The organism is Flavobacterium denitrificans DSM 15936, assembly GCF_000425445.1.
GTDB classification, from domain to species: domain Bacteria; phylum Bacteroidota; class Bacteroidia; order Flavobacteriales; family Flavobacteriaceae; genus Flavobacterium; species Flavobacterium denitrificans.
In genome coordinates this window covers 47,811-66,421 of the sequence record NZ_KE384378.1, presented here as the reverse complement: position 1 = coordinate 66,421, position 18,611 = coordinate 47,811, and the positions used below count along the sequence as shown (strand labels likewise).

Sequence of the window (18,611 nt, the reverse complement as noted above, 5' to 3'; positions counted from 1 at the left end):
GACTATATTTTTACTTTGAAAACAAGTTTTTTCAATTGACCATCACCAATCATAGCGGCGTGAACATCTTCTGGAAATAAAATGGTAAACTGTTTTTCCTGTAGTTGAAAAAACATATCTGGTTTATCATGAAAAAAACGTACATCTTTTTCATCGTTATAATCTCCATTTGGACTTATACATTTTTCTCTTGGTTTCCATGCATAAGTTTCTGGACCTTTTACAACAATTTGTATGTCGATATTTTTGTCATGGCATTCAAAACCTTTTATGCTTTCCTCTTTGGTTGTACCTTGTCCTGCAATTACAATTACTTTTAATCCATCAGTAATTTCGATAACGCCTTCTTCAAGTTGGCTAATGTCATTCTGATTTACAAATTCAAAAGCTTTTTTGAAATTCGCATGCAAGCTGTAATATTTTTTTGCATTGTGTAATGAATCTATTATCATTTTATTTGGTTTTTATGTTCTGTTTTTGTCTACTTTTTTGAATCGAGTTTTGTTCGTTTTTTTGTTTAAATAAATTATTGTAAAATACTGGTTTTTAATATTTTAAATATTAAATATAATTTTATTGTTATTTGTTGATTTTAATGCAGATTTAATAATCTGAAATAATGAATCTTGTGTTTTTTTATTATTTATAGTATTGCTTTAATAAACTTATTTAAAACGCTTTATAATCAAATAAATATGTTTTTAAATAAAGTTTTATTTGAAACCCTTTTATGATGCATGAAATCAAAAAAAAATAATACAAAAAAATATTGTTGTTTTCTTGGTTTGTGTATTTTTGCGTGTACGCACACGGTTTTTGCAAATGTATATAAAAAGTGATGCAAAACAACTTATATTTGATAAAAAAAATAATAATTTTACAGGGCTAATAGAATTTTTTAACTTAAAAACAAACGATATCATAACGATTAAAAAAATTGCAGAACTTGCTAATGTCTCGCCAGGAACGGTTGATAGGATTATTCACAATCGTGGGCAAGTGGCTCAGGAGAATGTTGATAAGGTAAATGCTATTATCGAAGAATATGGTTATAAACGAAATATTTTAGCGAGCAATTTAGCATTAAATAAGAAATTTCATATTGCCGTTTTTCTTCCTAAGTATGAAAATTTAGAATATTGGAAAAGCCAGATTTCTGGAGTAGAAAAAGCAGCTGCAGAATTTGTGAAATTCGGAATTGTATTGGATTATTTTTTCTACGATTTCAATACAGAATCTTTTCAAAAGCAAATCAATAAAGTGTTGGAATTTGATTGCGACGGATTGCTTTTTGCTCCCATTTTTTATGAAGATTCTGTTCGGTTTTTAAAGGAATATGAAAAGAAAAATATTCCTGTTGTGATGATTGATTCAAATATTTCTGAAGAAAATAAGCATGCTTATGTTGGTCAAAATGCTTTTCAGAGTGGTTATCTTGCCGGAAGACTGATTAGTTTTGCAGTGAAAAATGAAAGAAAAGTTTTGATTTTTAAAATTGCAAGAGAAATTGAAAGTACATCTGTTTATCTGCAGCGAATAGATGGTTTTTATTCTTATTTTAAAGATAATAATGATCTTACCAATTTTACGTTTTCGGAAATTACCGTGAAAGATTCTGGAACCAACCAGCTAAATCTTGATATGTTTAAAGATATTCACAGTGTTTTTGTGCCAAATTCCAGAGCTTATATTGTCGCTCGTTTTTTAGAAGAAAACAATATCAAAGGCGTGCGAATTATTGGCTTCGATTTACTGAAAGAAAATGTCGAATATTTGAATAAGGACGTAATTGATTTCTTGATTAATCAAAGACCGGAAGAACAAGGATATTTAGGGATTAATTATTTGTACAAAAAATTAGTACTTAAAGAAGCAGTTGAAAACACGCATTATATTCCTCTAGAAATTATATTAAAAGAGAATTATTTTCCGGCTGGAAAGTGATGTTTCACGCAGATTTAATTGAATGTATGCAGATGAAGATTAGGATAGAATCTGCTCAATCTGCCAAATCTGCGTGAAACAAAAAACTTATTTTTTCACCTTAACAACAAGCGGATTATTGATTTTTTCAGCAAAAGAAGTCAAATACGTTTCCCATTCTTGTTTATTTTGAAACGGACTTCCTTTTTTCCATCCAAAACCGGTGTAATAAACTGCTTTGTTGTTTTTAAGGGAAATATTTCCGTACAGATTGCTCAAATCTTTTTCATCTGTAACGTGATTGTCAAAACTTGCCAAAGTGTTTTTTGGAGCGACTAATCCTAATCCGATTTCAGAATCATCGATTGGTTCCCAATAACTCAACCAACCGCTTTTTAAGTTAGTTCCAATAGTTCCTTTTTTCTCATGAAGCGTCAATCCAACTGAAATTGTTTTTGCTCCTGTAATAGTAGTTTCAAAACGAGAAAGATAACTTCCATAATCGAGGCTGATTAATTTTGATTCGGTTATTTTATTTCCTTTTGCATCCCAATCCGCATAAGTCAAAATAAAACTTGTTCGGATTGGTCCAGTCGTAATGGTTTTCCAGCTGATGAAATTCTTAGAGAAATAATATTTCCCATCTACATTTACAGCAATTCCACCAATACCACGGCTATCGCCTACATGAAAATTATCTAAGCCTTCGCCAGTATCTTTATGATAAGTTCCAGCTCCAGAAGTCATTTTTTCGTACCATTTGTTGATAATTGGATAATCGACTCTTTTTAGCCAAGCATCCATACCGCTGGTCAAAGTACCCCCGGGAATTTTATCTTCCACCATTTTTTGCGCTACAGGTCCGTAAGTCCTAAAAGCGACTTTGTTGTTTTCCCATGCATAATCGTCTGTTCGTTCTGGCACAAAACGAGAATAACAGCTAATTACTTTTGAAGCCGAAGGATTTGTTCCCACAAAAACTTCAAAATCTTGTTTTGAAGAAGCTTTGATTTTTGGCTGAAATAATAATACATCTGCCGTTCCATCGCCATCGTTATCTACCGTTTGAGTTTCTAGAAAGGAATTGCTTTTGTCTTTTATGGCGTAATTTTCCAGTTTAGCAGTGGCATCCAATCCGAGAGATTTTTTGGTCAGTTCTACTGTTTCAAATTCGCGGTCAATTTTAAGAAGATTGCTTACTGTGATTGTTTTGTTTTGAGAATGTAGCACAAGTGTGCCAGTCAAAAGGGTTATTAGAAAAAGTTGTTTTTTCACAATTTGTATTTTTTATTTTTAATAGGTTCGATAGGATTATAAAATTACAAATCAAATGCCACATACCAATACAGAAGTAGGGTAATTTTGTACAGAAGTATTGAATATCTGGTAGGGTTTGCATTTCAATGACTTTTTGGCTTGGATTATTTTTCGTAAATTTCAATACTTGCCTTTTGTGCAAGTATGAATTTTAATTAAATGAAAATCAATAAAATGGTTAAGTGTATAATTTTTGATTGCGACGGAGTTTTGGTAGATACCGAAAAAATCGGGAACGGAATCTTGCTTGAAATGGCATCTGAACATGGTTTTGAAATGAAAATTGAAGATGCTTATCGCAATTTTAATGGACGAAATTTAAAAGATTGTTTCCGACATATTGAAGAAGCGATTGACCAAAAACTTCCTGAAAATTTTGAAGCCGAGTATCGCCAAAAAAGCTTTGAAGCGTTTAAAACAGAAGTAAGACCAATGGAAGGCGTTGTTGCTTTTATTGAAAAACTGAAAATTCCGTTTTGTGTCGCATCAAGTGGACCGCTGGAGAAAATCCGTTTGAATTTAGAAGTAGCGGGATTGTTGGATAAATTCGAAGGTAAAATTTTCAGTTCCTATCAAATCAATAGCTGGAAACCCGATCCGGGAATATTTTTGCATGCCGCAAAAGAAATGGGTTTTGACGTAAAAGATTGTATTGTTTTGGAAGACAGCAAAGCGGGTGTAAAAGCCGGAATGAGCGGTGGATTTAAAGTCTACGGTTTTGCAAACGGCTATAATAATTCTGATTTAGAAGAAGAAGGCGCAGTGCTTTTTAATGATTATGAAGAGCTGTGTTCTTTGCTTCAGATTTAGATTTTCCTTAACCTCAAAGTTCTCAAAGGTTTACGCAAAGCATGCAAAGATTAAAAAATAATGCCACAGATTAAAAAGATTTACACAGATTTTAAAAATCATTTTTAATCCTTTCAATCTGTGGCAAAAAAACTTGCGAACCTTGCGTAAACCTTTGCGAACCTTGCGTAAACCTTTGCGAACTTAGCGGTTAAATCAGCAAACAGGCAATAAAAATTATTATTCCGTAACACTACGGTAAAGAAACTTTAGGTTTTAATACCTAAAATTGCGGAGTTATTTTAAATGCTCCAAAATCTGAATTTCATTATGAATTTTAAAACTTTTCCCCACTATAAAAGCTGGCTCGCAGTTCTGTTTTTTATTTTCTTTAATTATACCATTTCAGCTCAAAAAACAAAAAATTTAGAAGGTGTTCAGGTTGCTTTTTTGTCTGATGTTCATCTTCAAGATTTGTACGGAACTTTCTCAGATAATGATTTTAAAGGTGTTTTGAATACCAAAACAAAAAAATACACGTTAATAAGAACGATGGCCTCGCAGTTGCATTCGACGAGAATTTTCAATGAAAATTATTTTGCCTTCATCGCGGCGCTGGAAGATATTGCAAAAAGAAAGATAAAATATGTTGCACTTCCAGGCGATTACACCGATGACGGACAGCCAATTCACGTGCGAGGATTGCAGAAAATTTTAGATCAGTACCAAAAGAAATACGGAATTGAATTTTTTATAACTACCGGAAATCACGATCCGGTTGGACCATTTGCTCAGGAATCGGGAAAAGAAGATTTTTTAGGAAAAGAAGGAAAAAGCCAACCCATTTTTAGCAAAGACGGCATGTATAAGCCAAACATGAATATCGAACAGCCAGTTGTCATAACAGCCGATATTGCTAAAATGGGTTATTTAGGCATTACAAATGATCTAAAAAACTTCGGTTTTTATCCGAATAAAAACTACAAGTTTTGGGCGACTCCTTTTTCGTCATATAATAGCCAAGACTACAATTATTTAAAAGCGCTCGAAGCTTCGGTTCTAAAAAACAGAGTTTATGAAGTTGCCCCGGGCTACGAAGTTCCAGATGTAAGTTATGTAGTAGAACCCATCGACGGACTTTGGTTGATGGCGATTGACGGAAATGTTTATATTCCGAAGAAGAATGGAGAAGATCCAAAAGATTCTAAAAGCTATTCTGAAGCAAGTACAGGTTATAATAATGTACTTTCCAACAAAAAACATTTGATAAAATGGGTTCAGGATGTTTCGGCGGAAGCCAAACTTCGAGGAAAAACTTTAGTGGCTTTCAGTCATTTCCCTATGATCGATTTTAATGATGATGCTTCCGCAGAAATTAAAGAGCTTCTGGGGCCAAATAAATGGCAGTTAAACCGAGTTCCGGTTGAAGAAGTGGCGCAAGTTTTTGCTGATGCTGGTTTGAAAATTCATTTTGGCGGTCATATGCATATCAATGATACTGGAACGCGAACAACCAAAAACGGAAATACTTTAGTTAATATTCAAACGCCTTCACTTGCCGCGTACATTCCGGCTTACAAATTACTAACGATTCAAAAAGATAATCTTGTCGATATTCAAACGATAACAATTGGTAATGTTCCGAGGTTTGATGAACTTTTTGATTTGTATAAAATGGAATATCAGTTTTTGGAAAGTCAAAACGCAAAAGATATTTGGAATAGTGATATTCTGAAAACTAAAAATTACCACGATTTTACCGATTTTTATTTGAAAGAATTAGTGCGTCTTCGGTTTTTAAAAGACGATTGGCCTTCTGCTTTTAAAGATTTTATTCTGAATGTTTCTGCCAAAGATTTATTGGTTTTAGCCAATATTAAATCGGATAAAGATTTTGATTTTATATTGAAAAATAAATCCCAATTTGAAAAAGAATGGAAAGAAGCAGAATTGAAATCAGAACAAATTTTAGCTCAAAGCAACCTTAAGAAAGAAGATTTTAATTGGACAGGAAATGATCTTTTAATCGATTTTTACCGTTTTAGAAGCGCCGATGAATTGGCTCTTGCCGATGTTGGTTTGGAAAGAGCAAAACAATATAAAGTTTTATATAAAATGTTTTTGGAGAATTCTGATGAAAAACTTTTGAAAAAACAGATGAAATTATTCTTTACAATCTTCAATAAATTCATGCATGAAGTTCCTGCAGATCATTTTACCGTTGATTTGAAAAGTGGAGAAGTTAAAAGTTTGAAGTGATTTTTTAACTGCAAAGCACGCAAAGTCTTTTTAAAATATTATTCAGATTTTTTAATCTCGCAAAGACGCAGAGTCGCAAAGTTTTTATAAGCTTTGCGACTCTGCGTCTTTGCGAGCAAATTTAAGCAACAAAGTCCGCAAAGCTTTATACTTTAGCTTTGCGAACTTTGCGTTAAAAAAATCACAGTCACAATCTTGAAAACTGTGACCGTGACTGAAAACTAAAATTTACTCTACATTAACAGGATTCGTTCTCACATAAGTTCCATCATTATATTTAATTTGATAAGGAGAATTGAAGAAAGTACTCGGCAAATAATAATCGGTGCTGATGACTTGCGATCCTGATTTTTTCGCGGCTTCGAAATGCGAATAATCATTGGCGCGTGCTTCTTTTGTATCAGAGTCCGCTCTAGTTCTTATGATATAGCCTTTTTTTACCAAATCAGAAATTGATGGATCCTCAGAATTATTTCTAAACATCCAAGCGGCTTCTGGTTTTCCTAGTTCGGCATTAATAAAAACGGCGCGTCCCATAAGGGACGGATGATTCAATGCGTACAAATCTCTTTTTGCGCCGTTATTATCTAATAAGAATATAAATTTTCCTTTCGCTTCTTTTAGAGTTGGCCAATTATTGTTCAAAACGGCTTCTTCAAGTGTTTTGTATTTGCCGCGAACCATGTCTGGTGTGATGATTTTATTTCCTAAACCTTTGCGAAGTTCTTTGTCTAAAGCATCAAAAAGTTCAGGTGTGAATTTTTCGGCTTTTGTGCCCAAGTAACTATCGTCGTCTTTTGGTTCTAAAGTGATAAAAACCGGAACATGATCAGGATTTGCATTCGACCATTTTTTTAGTTCTGCAAGACAACTTTGAAGCGTGTAGCAAGAAGTTCTAAAATCGATATCGATCATATGAAAAACTTTAAAACCCGGTTTTTTCATTTCTCCATTCGGATCGTAAGCCTCTTGTGATTTTGCAATATCAAGACCTTTTGGATGCGCAAATTTTCCACCTTTCGAATCAGCTTGAACATCAATTTCTAAGTTGCGCAAACCTCTATTTAATTGTTCTGTGATACTGATGTGCGTGTATTGTAAGCCTTTTAAAGAACGCGAAGTATCTTTTGCCTGAATGGTATTGTATAAATCAGTTTCGATGGCGTGGCGATAACTGTTGTGCGAGCCAATAACTTGAATTTGGTTGATTTTTAAATTGTCATTTTGCGCCTGACTAAATTGAAAAGTTCCTGCAAATAGTATTGCAAACAGAATTTGTTTCATGATTTTGATGAAATTAAGATTTGGAATTAAGAGGACGCAGCAAAAAGAGAATTTGCTTTTTTTAGAGATTACTAAAGTAGGATTGCAATTTATTTTTTGTGTTAGCTAAACGAAAAGAAATTTCAAACCAAATATCATTTTTGCCCGAAAATAGTAGTATTAATAAAGCAAATGCATTCGTAATTTAATTTAAAGATAACTTTGAGGAAAAAAATATTGGTGCCGTATTTCCTTATTTTACATCTCCAAATACTACCAAAAGGCACCATGAAGAATCCTGAAATTTTTGAAAAAACGTATACGCAATACTGGAAAAAGCTTAATGCTTTCTCTTATACGATGACTCAGGACAAAGATTTGGCACAGAATATTGTACAGGATGTTTTTATTGATTTATGGGAAAGAAAAGACGACCTTAATATTAATGCGATCGAACCTTATTTATTTCGTGCCGTAAAAAATCAGGTTTTCAAACATTATCAAAATAATCGTTTTGACAAGACAATTTTAGAAGATCAGTTTGAGGATTACATCATAGACAATTTTGCGTCGATTGATCCTGAATTGATGGATCTGCTTTATGCAGCATTAGATAAACTTCCAGAGAAAAGAAAAGAAGTTTTATTGATGTACAAGTTTCAAGATATGTCAATCGACCAGATTGCAGACGAACTCGGAATTTCGAAACAAACCGTGAAAAACCAAATTTCATCGGCAATAAAACAATTACGCGAAGGCTTGAAAGACTTGGCTTGGCTGGCGCCGTTTATTATTTTTCATAAAAACTTTTAAGATAACCTTCAGTTGACGTTTTCATAATATTTCCGGATAGTACGATTTCAGGATTCTGGTACTTACTTGTAATAACAAACCTTTTTAATTGAATCGGTTTTTTTTAACACATAGAAACATAGTATTTTTTTTTGAAAAAGGAGATTTAGAAAAACTAGTTTTTACACATAGCAAAATGTTATGATTATTAATGCAAAGTGAAACGCCTTTAATAAGTAAGTAAAACTATGTTTCTATGTGTTGAAAAAATTACACAAAGTAGTATGATAAAAAGAATCAAGCATAGTTTAGAATATCTTATCGATAAAAGTTCACGAAATAAAACTTCAATTGCAGAAGAAAATCTGCTGAATGATTTTGCCTTCAATCAATATCAAAAATCAAAATGGGATGAAGTTTCAATGGGAAATTCTGATGAAGTTTCTCAAAATATATACGAAGGAATTCAGCTTCGAATAGGAAAAAAGAAAAGCTTTTATCCTTACTTAAAATATATAGCTGCTGCCAGTATTCTTTTTCTTGTCGGTTTAGGCTTTTGGTTTAAACCTGAAATTGCTTCAGAAAAGCAATTAACATTTAAAACGTCATCGATTCCCAAATCTATCCAATTAAGTGACGGCTCGAAAATTTATCTGGCAGCAAACTCATTATTCCAATATCCTGAAAAATTTGAGGGAGAGGAAAGAAAAGTTTCTCTTTTAAAAGGAAATGCATTTTTTGAAATCGCCAAAGACAAAAAGCATCCTTTTATTATTACTTCAAGGGAAATCAAAACTAGAGTAGTTGGGACATCATTTCACGTTCAGCTTTCGAAATCAAAATGTGAAGTGATTGTCGTAACTGGAAAAGTAAACGTGAGTTCAAAAGAACAAAGCGTTGATTTGGTTCCGAATGAAGAAGCTTTGTTCGAATCAAATAAACTGAGCAGACAACAGGCCGACAAATCTTTTTTAGTGAATTGGTACAACACTGATGTTACGCTAAATCAAACCACACTTAAACAAGTTATTACGATTTTACAATATAAATACGGAGTTTCATTTGAATATGATAATGAACGCGTATTAGCAACGCCGTTAACGGTATTTATCAAGAAAGACGCAACATTAGAGAATGTTTTAGAGCAAATAAAGTATATCACCAACCTTAAATTCAGAGTTTATGGCGAAATAGTAAAAGTGGATTAAAACAAAAAAGCAGTTGCTGAGAACAACTGCCTTTGAATAAATTAAGTATCGTAAAAAACCAATAACTTAAATCATGTATTTTAAAACTTCTTATTTAAATCTAAAGAGTCTTTTCTTTTTAGTTCTGGCTTTACTGGCCTTGCAGACAGGTTACAGTAAAACAGTTTTAGTAAAAAAATCAAATTTAGAAAATAAAATAGAAAAAGCAACTCTTGTTTCTATATTTTCAAAATTAAGCCAACAAACCGATTACAAATTCAGCTACGGGCAAGCTGTAATTGCTGATAATACAGCCTATACAGTAAATTTTGCGGGAGAAACCGTTTCGACAATTTTGAATGATCTTTCAAAAAAAGCAAATTTCAATTATAATATCAACGGAAAATTAGTTTTGATTCAGAAAACTGCTGCGCCAAAAATTTCTAGTACAAAAACGGCAGACAGAGTTAAGGTAAAAGGGAAGGTAGTTGATGAAAACAACGTGCCAATTCCAGGTGCAACAATTATGGAAACAAGTTCATCAAACAGCGCGGTTTCTAATTTTGACGGTGAATTTGAAATTACGGTGGGCGACGGAAAAACAATCGAAGTTTCATATTTAGGTTACAAAACTAAAGTGGTTGCCGTACAAAAAAGTTTCATGACCATTCAGTTAGAACCAAATACTTCTGAATTAAGTGAAGTTTTAGTTGTTGGTTACGGAAAACAATCCAAGAAAGATGTAACGGGCGCAGTTACACAACTTGAAGCAGCAAATTTCAAACAGGGTGTAAATATTTCTGTAGATAATTTAATGCAGGGAAAAGTTGCCGGAGTTCGTGTAGTGAATACAAGTGGTGAGCCAGGTGCAGGAGTAAATGTTACGATTAGAGGTGTTGGATCGATCAGAAGCGGCAGTACGCCTTTGTTTGTTGTGGATGGTGTGCCATTGTCAAATGATGATGTGAGTCCGTCTGGAAGCAATGTTGGTTTCGGAAATTCATCGGCTAAGAATCCATTGAACTTTTTGAATACAAGTGATATCGAGTCGATTACCGTTTTGAAAGATGCTTCGGCAGCCGCAATTTATGGGGCAAGAGGATCAAACGGAGTTGTTTTGGTTACGACTAAAAAAGGATCAAAAGGCGAGGGGACATTGACATTTGACTCTTATACTGGAATTTCAAATGTAGCACATAAATTAGACGTTTTAGATGCTGACCAATATAGAAAAGCCATCAAAGATCCAGCTTTTGATCACGGAGGAAATACAGATTGGCAAGATGTAATTTTTAGAACTGCTATTACAACAAATAATTCGTTGGCTTTTTCAAAACAAACGGAGAGTGGAAATTACTATGCTTCGATTGCACAAATGAATCAGGAGGGAATTATCAACAAAAGTAATTTCAAACGTATGTCGGGAAGAATCAATGCGGCAGAATCATTTTTGGATAACAAACGTTTGAAAGTAAAAATGAATCTTACAGCGAGTGAGACTAAAGATAATGGCGTTCCAACAAGTGATGACGGAGGTTCTAACGGACAATTGATTGTTCATACTTTGATGGCAAACCCAACAAGATCGGTTTTTGATTCAAAAGGCAATTACACCAACTTCAACATGAATGCGCATTATAATCCAGCTTACTTGTTAAGCGTTTATGATGACGTAACGCGTACGTTGAGAGTTTTAGGAAATTTAGAAGCTTCATTAAGAATTGTTGACGGATTAGAATACAAATTAAACATTGGTTTTGACCGTTCGGCATCAGAAAGAAATACGACCATTTTTCCAAACTTGACCGATTTGAATCCGAAAGGGAAATATGTTCAAAATAACTTAGATTCAAGAAACTCTTTGATCGAGCATTATTTGACTTATAATTTAAACTTGGATAAACATAAAATTGAGGCTTTAGGTGGATTTTCATACCAAAAATTTGAAAGATCAGGAACAGCTTTCAGTGTTGACGGAATCTCAAATCAAGGTGTTGGAGTTCCTCCATCAGTAAATCCTGGTTTTACAGGAACACAATCTGGAGTTTCAGGATATGCGCAGGAAAATGAACTTCAATCTTATTTTGGAAGATTAAACTATACTTTCAACAATAAATATCTTTTGACTGCTTCGATGAGAGCTGATGGTTCGACTCGTTTTGGAGAAAACAATAAATACGGTTATTTTCCATCATTTGCTTTGGGGTGGAATATTTCTAAAGAAAAATTCTTAGAAGATGTTACAGCGGTTAACAATTTGAAATTAAGAGCAAGCTGGGGAGAAACAGGAAATCAGGAAGTTGAAAACAAAATTACACAAGCAAGTTATTCACTTTCAGGAGCTGATGGATATTATTTATACAGCGATTTGAATTTGGTAAATGGAGTTTCAGTAAACAGAACGCCAAATCCTGATTTGAAATGGGAAGTGGTTACGCAATATAACTTAGGTTTGGATTTTAATTTATGGAATGACAAATTGTACGGAACTTTTGATTATTTCAATAAAACAACTACCGATGCGATCTTGAATGTTCCGTCTCAAGCTTTAAGCCCAACAACAACAATTTGGACAAACATCGACGGAAAAATCATCAATAAAGGTTTTGAATTTATGTTAGGTTCAAAAATTATTGATAAAAAAGATTTTTCTTGGAACATCGACATGAACGGTGCGACTTTGAACAACAAAATTGAAGATTTACCGGTTTCAGAAATTTTGACAGGAACAATTTCAGGTCCTGGACAATCTGGAGTTAATGCTAATATTTATAAAAGTGGTTATGCTGCGGGTTCTTTCTATTTATTGCAACACATTGGCTTTGATGCCAACGGAGCAAATATTTTTAAAGATCAAAATGGAGACGGAAAAATCGACAACAGCGACAGAATCATTATTGAAGGTGCATTGCCAACATTCTATTACGGTTTCAACAGTGATATGAGATATAAAAACTTTACGTTCTCTTTTTCAATCATTGGTCAAACAGGTGGTTATTTATTGAACAACACAGGGTTGAATGCTTTAAATATTAACAACTTGGCTTCTGATAGAAACGTGGCAACAGGTTATTATGAATCAGGTGCAAATCCAACAAACTCACCAATTTTGTCGACACTTTTCTTAGAAAAATCTGATTTCATTCGATTGAATACGGCGCGAATTGGTTACAATTTTGACTTAAAAGGAATCAATTGGATTAATGGTTTGACACTTTATGTTACAGGACAAAACTTGGTGACAATTACAAATTACACAGGTTTTGACCCATTAATCAACAGTCCAAAATCAAATGGAGGAAATCAGTCAATTGGTATTGATTATGCTGCTTATCCAACTTCTAGAACATTCAGTTTTGGAGCAACTTTAAAACTATAATTTATTATGAAGACAAATACATTTTTTAGTATAAAAATAATCGCATTATTCTCGTTTATCTGGTTGTTTGCCAGCTGTACAGATCTTGATGAAGTGGTTTTGGACGAAGTTTTAGGAGACAATGCTTCAAATCCTGCAGGAGCACTTGCGGCCGCATATGACAGATTAGGAGACGGAACTTTTGTAGATCATGGTGGTGTTTTCTCTTTGCAGGAATACACAACAGATGAAGCAATTTTGCCAACGCGTGGAAGTGACTGGGGTGATGGTGGAAAATGGAGAGACATGCATGAGTTTACATGGAAACCTGATAATGCAATTGTTGGTGACAACTGGAATAAATTGACAAACGGAATTACACGTTCGTTGACTGCAATTCAATCGGTTGAAGAAAGTTCAATTCCGGAGAAAAAATTATTTTTGGCTGAAGCTAAAGGACTTTTAGCGTATTATTTGTACACGACTTTGGATTTGTACGGACAAGCGCCTTTTAGAGATCCAATGAATCCAAACGCGCCTTTGCAAATTTTAAAAGCCGATACTCAAATTGATAAATTGATTACAGATGTTGAAGCTTTGATTCCTGATTTGGCAAGTATGGGCGAACAGCAAACACACCACGGGCGTTTTACTAAAGAAGCGGCTTACGGATTTTTAGCAACAATGTATTTGAACCGTGCTGTATTCAAAGATCGTTTTAATGCGACTTCAAACTTTAATTTTAGTGAAGCAGCGGTTTCGGGTGGCGGAACTGATATGGATCGTGTAATTTATTATACATCTTTATTGATCAATTCTGGGAAATATTCTTTAGAAAGCGATTATTTCAAAAACTTTGCAAGAGATAATGATAAAGGAAAAGAACTGATTTTTGCGATTTCTCAAAAGATTGATTACATCAGAAATGGTTCAAACAGTTTTGCTTACGTATGTATGGAGCGTAACCAAAGAACATCTTCAGCAAACAGAGGAACAAACGCTGCGTGTACAACTCCAGAATTTTTCGCAACATGGAACGGAAACCATGATGATCCAAGATTTCAGCAAAAATACCAATATTCTGACGGGACTTGGTTTAAAAATGACGGAACAGACGTAAGTGTTCCAGCAACGGATATTGTTCCTAAAAGTGCTAATTTGCCTTGGTTTCACTTCAATAGAGGAATTGAGTACGGACCACAATACGGACCAATATTATTATCTTCAGGTTCTTTAGAAATGATTAACGGACGTATAAAAGTTTCTCCATTATATATGGAAAAAAGTACTACGACAAGAATGGATTTCACGCCTTCTTTAACATTTAAAAATCCAGCTCAAGCTGTTTTTGCTCAAAACGAAATCAATCAAGGTGCTCGTGTATTTAAATATGAATTTGATCCAGAAGGAGGAAACGGTAACAGTAATGTTGATATTCCATTATTCCGTTTAGGTGGAATTTATACGATGAGAGCTGAGGCTTACTTCAGAAAAGGAAGTGTAGGCCTTGCAATGGATGATTTAAACAAATTGCGTACAAGCAGAAAGAGAGAAGCTTTGTTTGGAAGTGTTCCCGGAAAAGCACTTACCTCACTTGATGCAACGCAATTGTATAATGAAATTGGTTTTGAATTGTATTGGGAATTATATAGAAGACCACAAATGATTCGTTTTGGGAAATTTGATTTGCCTGGAACTGCAAAACCAGCTTCACAGCCATTCAGAAGAGTATTCCCAATTCCGCAATCTACAATTGATGTTACAAAACAGTTCACACAGAATCAAGGATATAATTAAGTTTGTGTTAGTTTATTTTTATTTATTTTTTTAGAAAAGCCTGTCTTGAAAAAGACAGGCTTCTATTTTTTTTGTTTTAAGTTTCAGGTTTCAGGTTTGCTATTCGTTGTAGTTTAACCGCAAAGGGCGCAAGGTTTTTTACACAGATTGTGTTTACAAACGCAAAGCTTTGCGAACTTTGCGCTTATTGTAGACAAACTGAGATAAAAAACCTTGCGACCTTTGCGGTTAAATTCAGCTCAATCCAAGCCGCATTTCAACTTGAAACTTGAAACTTGAAACTTGAAACTTGAAACCTGAAACAAATCAAACATTAAAAAAACTTTGTTCATATAAATCCCAAACGCTTCCACTGCTTACGGCTTCTTTCATTTGTGCCATAATAATATTGTCGCCATCGCAACGCATATTGATCATTCCGTATTTGACTCTGGTACTTCCTTCTGAATATGATCGAGCCAATTCAGTTGAAAATACTAATGGTCTTTTTGATTTTGTATATTTTCCAGCACAGCCAATGGCGTCAGCACGCGGATGAGAATAGGTTTCGTTATCTCCTGATGAAATTACAGTGGCGTACGGATTTACCTTTTCCATAAAATCGGTTGTAAATTCCGATGCTCCGTGATGACAAGATTTTGCCACATCAACCTCAAATGGATTAGAAGTATTGTAATGTGCTAACAAATGATCTTCTGCAGGAATATTCAAATCGCCACCATATAAAAAAGAGCGGTTTCCATATTTGATTTTCAAAACAATGCTATGGCCGTTAATTGTATGTGCTTCGTCATCAAAGTATTTATAAACCAGTTTGTTGTCAATTTTTGAAGTAACAGGGCCTAAAACCTCAATCGAAAATTCTCTATTATTGATTATTTTGGATGGAATTGTACTGGTATGATCCAGACGGATAAAATTAGAAATTCGGCCTTGACTTGTGGCAGTATTAACTGCATTCAGAAATTTTTCCTGTAAATCCAGCATGCCGCCTTTGACTTGTAAAGCATTAAATTCGGCCAATGTGTTGAAAGAGGTTTCAAGATAATATTCGCTTTCATATTTGAATTTCTTCCCCAGTTTTGTGTTGTATTCATCAGGAAAATTCACTTTTTCATTGTTGAATTTAGCAATTCCGTTATGATAAATTGTGCCAATGGTATAATGATCGTCGTTGATGATGTCAATCAAACCTTGATAATGATCTTTATCAAAATGACTAACAAAAATATAATCTAAATGTACTTTTTTGTTTTTGTCAAAATAATATTTGTATTGCCATTTACTCAAGTATCGACTTAAGTTATCATTTGGCCCTCCATCGATAATTATTTTGAGTCCGTTTTCATCATTACCAACTTCAAGAAGCGCGCCATCGCCTTGACCGACATCAACATAAAAACATTTTAATGCAGCAGAAAGTCCAATACAGGTTTTGTCGATCCAACTTTCTTTTCCAAAAGCTAAAATCTTTTGCCAGTTATTGTTTTCTTCTGGTAAAATTTTTACAAATGAACCCATCAGGATTGTATTGTTTTTTCCTTTAGGTTTTCCATCGTGACCAATGCTTTTATAAACATCGGCATAAAGACTGATAACTACTTTGTAAATGTCTGCCATACTTTTTGAATAAAATGATTAGACTTTGGTTGCTGATATAATAATTACAGATTTTTCTGCGTTATTTTGTATGTAAATATATGTAAATCAGAAATATATGTACTTGTAAAAAGTGTTTTTAAATTAACGTTTTATTGCTTTTTAAGGAGTTTTTTGGTTTCAAATTATAATTTGCAACCAATATCACCCTTCAATTTAGGGGTCGCCGTTGCCAATTTGGATAATTTTGAACAAAATAAATAGAATAGGTTCTGAGAATATATGTGGACTTAGAGATCTTAAAAAAGAAAACCAGATTAACAAACCAATTAAAAAAATCAAATTATGAAAAAGTATCATTTATTATTCGTTGTTTTTTTATTTTCGCTGACACTGTCGGCACAAAGTAGTGGTTCGTTTTTGCTTAATTTATATGGAGGTTATACCTTTTCAGACAAAGTAGAATTCGATTCTTCATATGCAAAAGTTGAAGACGGTTTTGAGTATGGAGTAGGTTTTGAATATTTTGTAATGGATAATGCATCTGTAGAATTAAAATATAACAGACTAGATACTCGTATGCCTTTATACACAAGAGTTGCATTACCTGGTGCAGGTATTCCTGCTGGAGGTCAAGTTAATGCTGGAGATGATAAAGGTGCTATTAACTACATCTTAGCAGATTATACTTATTATTTTGGGTCAAGTTCTCAAAAAGCGCTTCCTTATTTTGGTGGAGGTTTAGGGGTTGCCATTCTTGAATCGCCAAAAAGTGGAAGCGGAACTTATTTTGCATGGGAAATTAAAGCAGGTGTAAAGGTAAAAACTGATTCAGCATTCTCAATTAATTTTAATGCTTACTTGCAATCGATGTCGGCTGCTGTTGGATATGATTACTATTGGGATTACTACTGGGGACCTATTGCTGTTACTGATTATGCATCAACATTTCAATTTGGTCTAGGAGCTGTGATAAGCTACGATTTCAAAAAGTAACAAATCTCAATTTTAAATTTAACTCATGAAAAGAGTATTTTTATTCGCAATTATATTGATTTCGGTACAATCATTTGCACAATCTACTTTAAAAGAAGATGTTGAAGTGATACAATCTATTTATGGAAAGTCTAAAGCAGATTTAGTGAGACAATACATGAATTTGTCTGAACCACAAGCTTCGGCATTTCAAAAGATTTATGATGAATATGAAGTTTCAAGAAAAGCTTTAGGGCAACAAAAAGTTCAAATCATAAACGATTATGGAAATAATTATGCTACTCTTGATGATGCTAAAGCTGCGCAGCTTACAGAAGCAAGTTTAAAAAATGTTGGTGATTATGACAAATTGCTAGCTAAAACTTATGGAAAGCTTAAAAAAGCAGTTGGCGGACTTAATGCAGCAAAATTTGTTCAAATTGAGCAATATCTTCAAGTGACAATAAGAGCGGCGATTCAAGATCAGATTCCTTTTATTGATGAAATAGATAAAACAAAATTGACAAAAGCATAAATAAAGAAAAGCGATAATAATTTATTATCGCTTTATTGTTTTTAAGCAATGGCTATTTTTGGAAAAATGCATAGCCACACTATAACATCGTTATTTTATAAAATTCCAAAGAGATGTTATAATACTTAAACGAGGTTCAAGAAGTATTTTTGATTGGAGTTTTATACATGCATTTTATATAGAAAACGCAACATTAATTAACATTCAAAATTAATACTATCATGATACATCAAATTGACACTACTGATAATATAGTTGCATTTAGAGCATTGGCGGAAGTTACAAAAGAAGATTTTTTGCGCGTGGTTGTTCCTGCGGTGGAACATTTGGTAAAACAAACCAACGAAATTAATTTCTTGTTAGTTCTAGATACAGATATCGAAAATTTTACTGCGGGAGCTTGGCTTCAGGACGCATTGCTTGGAATAAAACATTTAGGAAAGTGGAATAGAGCAGCGATAATCTCAGACTCCGAAGATATTATATCTTTCACAAACGGATTTAGTTTTGTTGTGCCTGGCGAATTCCATGGATTTAAAAAAGAAAATTTCAACAAAGCCCTGAACTGGGTAGAAGGAAATATTAATCTTTCTTAATTGTGAGTTATAAGTTATGAGTTATAAGTTATGAGTTATAAGTTATAAGTTATGAGTTATGAGTTATGAGTTATGAGTTATGGGTTATAAGTTATGAGTTATTCGGCAAAGATTGAATAAAAAAACAGCTTAAATTTTATTAAAATTTAGCTGTTTTTTTATGATAAAATCTAAAATCTAAAATCTAAAATCTAAAATCTAAAATCTAAAATCTAAAATCT

At 33.5% G+C, this 18,611-nt stretch carries 14 protein-coding genes; 10 read left to right on the top strand and 4 right to left on the bottom strand.

Features of this window, described 5'->3' with window-relative positions:
- Nucleotides 1-2 precede the first annotated feature (2 nt).
- Nucleotides 3-452: a NanQ anomerase/TabA/YiaL family protein gene (locus H600_RS0117000; RefSeq protein WP_026729911.1), complete on the bottom strand. Its 450-nt coding sequence runs from the start codon at nt 450-452 to the stop codon at nt 3-5.
- Nucleotides 453-822: 370 nt separating this feature from the next.
- Between H600_RS0117000 and H600_RS0116990 the strand changes: the two genes are divergently transcribed.
- Nucleotides 823-1,944, top strand: coding sequence for a LacI family DNA-binding transcriptional regulator (locus H600_RS0116990; RefSeq protein ID WP_084157397.1), 1,122 nt, complete (start codon nt 823-825; stop codon nt 1,942-1,944).
- Nucleotides 1,945-2,031: 87 nt separating this feature from the next.
- Here the strand turns inward: H600_RS0116990 and H600_RS0116985 are convergent, their stop codons facing one another.
- A complete protein-coding gene (locus H600_RS0116985) occupies nt 2,032-3,198 on the bottom strand; it encodes a DUF4861 family protein (RefSeq protein WP_026729909.1) in 1,167 nt (388 codons plus the stop codon).
- 216 nt (nt 3,199-3,414) lie between these two features.
- Here H600_RS0116985 and H600_RS0116980 point away from each other — a divergent pair, with 216 nt between their 5' ends.
- A complete protein-coding gene (locus tag H600_RS0116980) occupies nt 3,415-4,050 on the top strand; it encodes an HAD family hydrolase (RefSeq protein WP_026729908.1) in 636 nt (211 codons plus the stop codon).
- Between the two features lie 309 nt (nt 4,051-4,359).
- On the top strand, nt 4,360-6,288 hold the full coding sequence (locus tag H600_RS0116975; protein WP_026729907.1) for a metallophosphoesterase family protein: 1,929 nt from the start codon (nt 4,360-4,362) through the stop codon (nt 6,286-6,288).
- Between the two features lie 228 nt (nt 6,289-6,516).
- On the opposite strand, the gene H600_RS0116970 is transcribed toward H600_RS0116975, so the two are convergent.
- A complete protein-coding gene (locus H600_RS0116970) occupies nt 6,517-7,572 on the bottom strand; it encodes a phosphatidylinositol-specific phospholipase C1-like protein (RefSeq protein WP_026729906.1) in 1,056 nt (351 codons plus the stop codon).
- 267 nt (nt 7,573-7,839) lie between these two features.
- On the opposite strand from H600_RS0116970, the gene H600_RS0116960 reads away from it, so the two are divergent.
- The 4 genes from H600_RS0116960 (at nt 7,840) to H600_RS0116945 (ending at nt 14,685) form a co-directional block, all read left to right on the top strand.
- The gene (locus tag H600_RS0116960) at nt 7,840-8,364 is read left to right on the top strand and encodes an RNA polymerase sigma-70 factor (RefSeq protein ID WP_035108728.1); all 525 of its coding nucleotides are present in this window, start codon (nt 7,840-7,842) and stop codon (nt 8,362-8,364) included.
- 263 nt (nt 8,365-8,627) lie between these two features.
- On the top strand, nt 8,628-9,551 hold the full coding sequence (locus H600_RS0116955; RefSeq protein ID WP_026729904.1) for a FecR family protein: 924 nt from the start codon (nt 8,628-8,630) through the stop codon (nt 9,549-9,551).
- 73 nt (nt 9,552-9,624) lie between these two features.
- Nucleotides 9,625-12,909: a SusC/RagA family TonB-linked outer membrane protein gene (locus H600_RS0116950; RefSeq protein WP_026729903.1), complete on the top strand. Its 3,285-nt coding sequence runs from the start codon at nt 9,625-9,627 to the stop codon at nt 12,907-12,909.
- Nucleotides 12,910-12,915: 6 nt separating this feature from the next.
- Nucleotides 12,916-14,685, top strand: coding sequence for a RagB/SusD family nutrient uptake outer membrane protein (locus H600_RS0116945; protein ID WP_026729902.1), 1,770 nt, complete (start codon nt 12,916-12,918; stop codon nt 14,683-14,685).
- A gap of 306 nt (nt 14,686-14,991) precedes the next feature.
- Here H600_RS0116945 and H600_RS0116940 read toward each other — a convergent pair whose 3' ends face one another.
- A complete protein-coding gene (locus H600_RS0116940) occupies nt 14,992-16,305 on the bottom strand; it encodes a ComEC/Rec2 family competence protein (protein WP_026729901.1) in 1,314 nt (437 codons plus the stop codon).
- A 324-nt stretch (nt 16,306-16,629) separates the two neighbouring features.
- Here H600_RS0116940 and H600_RS0116930 point away from each other — a divergent pair, with 324 nt between their 5' ends.
- From H600_RS0116930 to H600_RS0116920, 3 genes are all read left to right on the top strand, one after another.
- Complete coding sequence (locus H600_RS0116930) at nt 16,630-17,280, top strand: porin family protein (RefSeq protein WP_026729900.1); 651 nt, start codon at nt 16,630-16,632, stop codon at nt 17,278-17,280.
- Between the two features lie 25 nt (nt 17,281-17,305).
- On the top strand, nt 17,306-17,794 hold the full coding sequence (locus tag H600_RS0116925) for a hypothetical protein (protein WP_026729899.1): 489 nt from the start codon (nt 17,306-17,308) through the stop codon (nt 17,792-17,794).
- 221 nt (nt 17,795-18,015) lie between these two features.
- Nucleotides 18,016-18,390 (top strand): SpoIIAA family protein, encoded by a 375-nt coding sequence (locus H600_RS0116920; protein ID WP_026729898.1) that lies wholly within the window; start codon nt 18,016-18,018, stop codon nt 18,388-18,390.
- The last annotated feature ends 221 nt before the right edge of the window (nt 18,391-18,611 follow it).

Excerpts from the sequence above, each read along its gene's own strand:
- H600_RS0117000 (WP_026729911.1), bottom strand. The coding sequence starts at position 452 with ATGATAATAGATTCATTACACAATGCAAAAAAATATTACAGCTTGCAT.
- H600_RS0116990 (WP_084157397.1), top strand. The coding sequence starts at position 823 with ATGTATATAAAAAGTGATGCAAAACAACTTATATTTGATAAAAAAAAT.
- H600_RS0116980 (WP_026729908.1), top strand. The coding sequence starts at position 3,415 with ATGGTTAAGTGTATAATTTTTGATTGCGACGGAGTTTTGGTAGATACC.
- H600_RS0116975 (WP_026729907.1), top strand. The coding sequence starts at position 4,360 with ATGAATTTTAAAACTTTTCCCCACTATAAAAGCTGGCTCGCAGTTCTG.
- H600_RS0116970 (WP_026729906.1), bottom strand. The coding sequence starts at position 7,572 with ATGAAACAAATTCTGTTTGCAATACTATTTGCAGGAACTTTTCAATTT.
- H600_RS0116960 (WP_035108728.1), top strand. The coding sequence starts at position 7,840 with ATGAAGAATCCTGAAATTTTTGAAAAAACGTATACGCAATACTGGAAA.
- H600_RS0116955 (WP_026729904.1), top strand. The coding sequence starts at position 8,628 with ATGATAAAAAGAATCAAGCATAGTTTAGAATATCTTATCGATAAAAGT.
- H600_RS0116950 (WP_026729903.1), top strand. The coding sequence starts at position 9,625 with ATGTATTTTAAAACTTCTTATTTAAATCTAAAGAGTCTTTTCTTTTTA.
- H600_RS0116945 (WP_026729902.1), top strand. The coding sequence starts at position 12,916 with ATGAAGACAAATACATTTTTTAGTATAAAAATAATCGCATTATTCTCG.
- H600_RS0116940 (WP_026729901.1), bottom strand. The coding sequence starts at position 16,305 with ATGGCAGACATTTACAAAGTAGTTATCAGTCTTTATGCCGATGTTTAT.
- H600_RS0116930 (WP_026729900.1), top strand. The coding sequence starts at position 16,630 with ATGAAAAAGTATCATTTATTATTCGTTGTTTTTTTATTTTCGCTGACA.
- H600_RS0116925 (WP_026729899.1), top strand. The coding sequence starts at position 17,306 with ATGAAAAGAGTATTTTTATTCGCAATTATATTGATTTCGGTACAATCA.
- H600_RS0116920 (WP_026729898.1), top strand. The coding sequence starts at position 18,016 with ATGATACATCAAATTGACACTACTGATAATATAGTTGCATTTAGAGCA.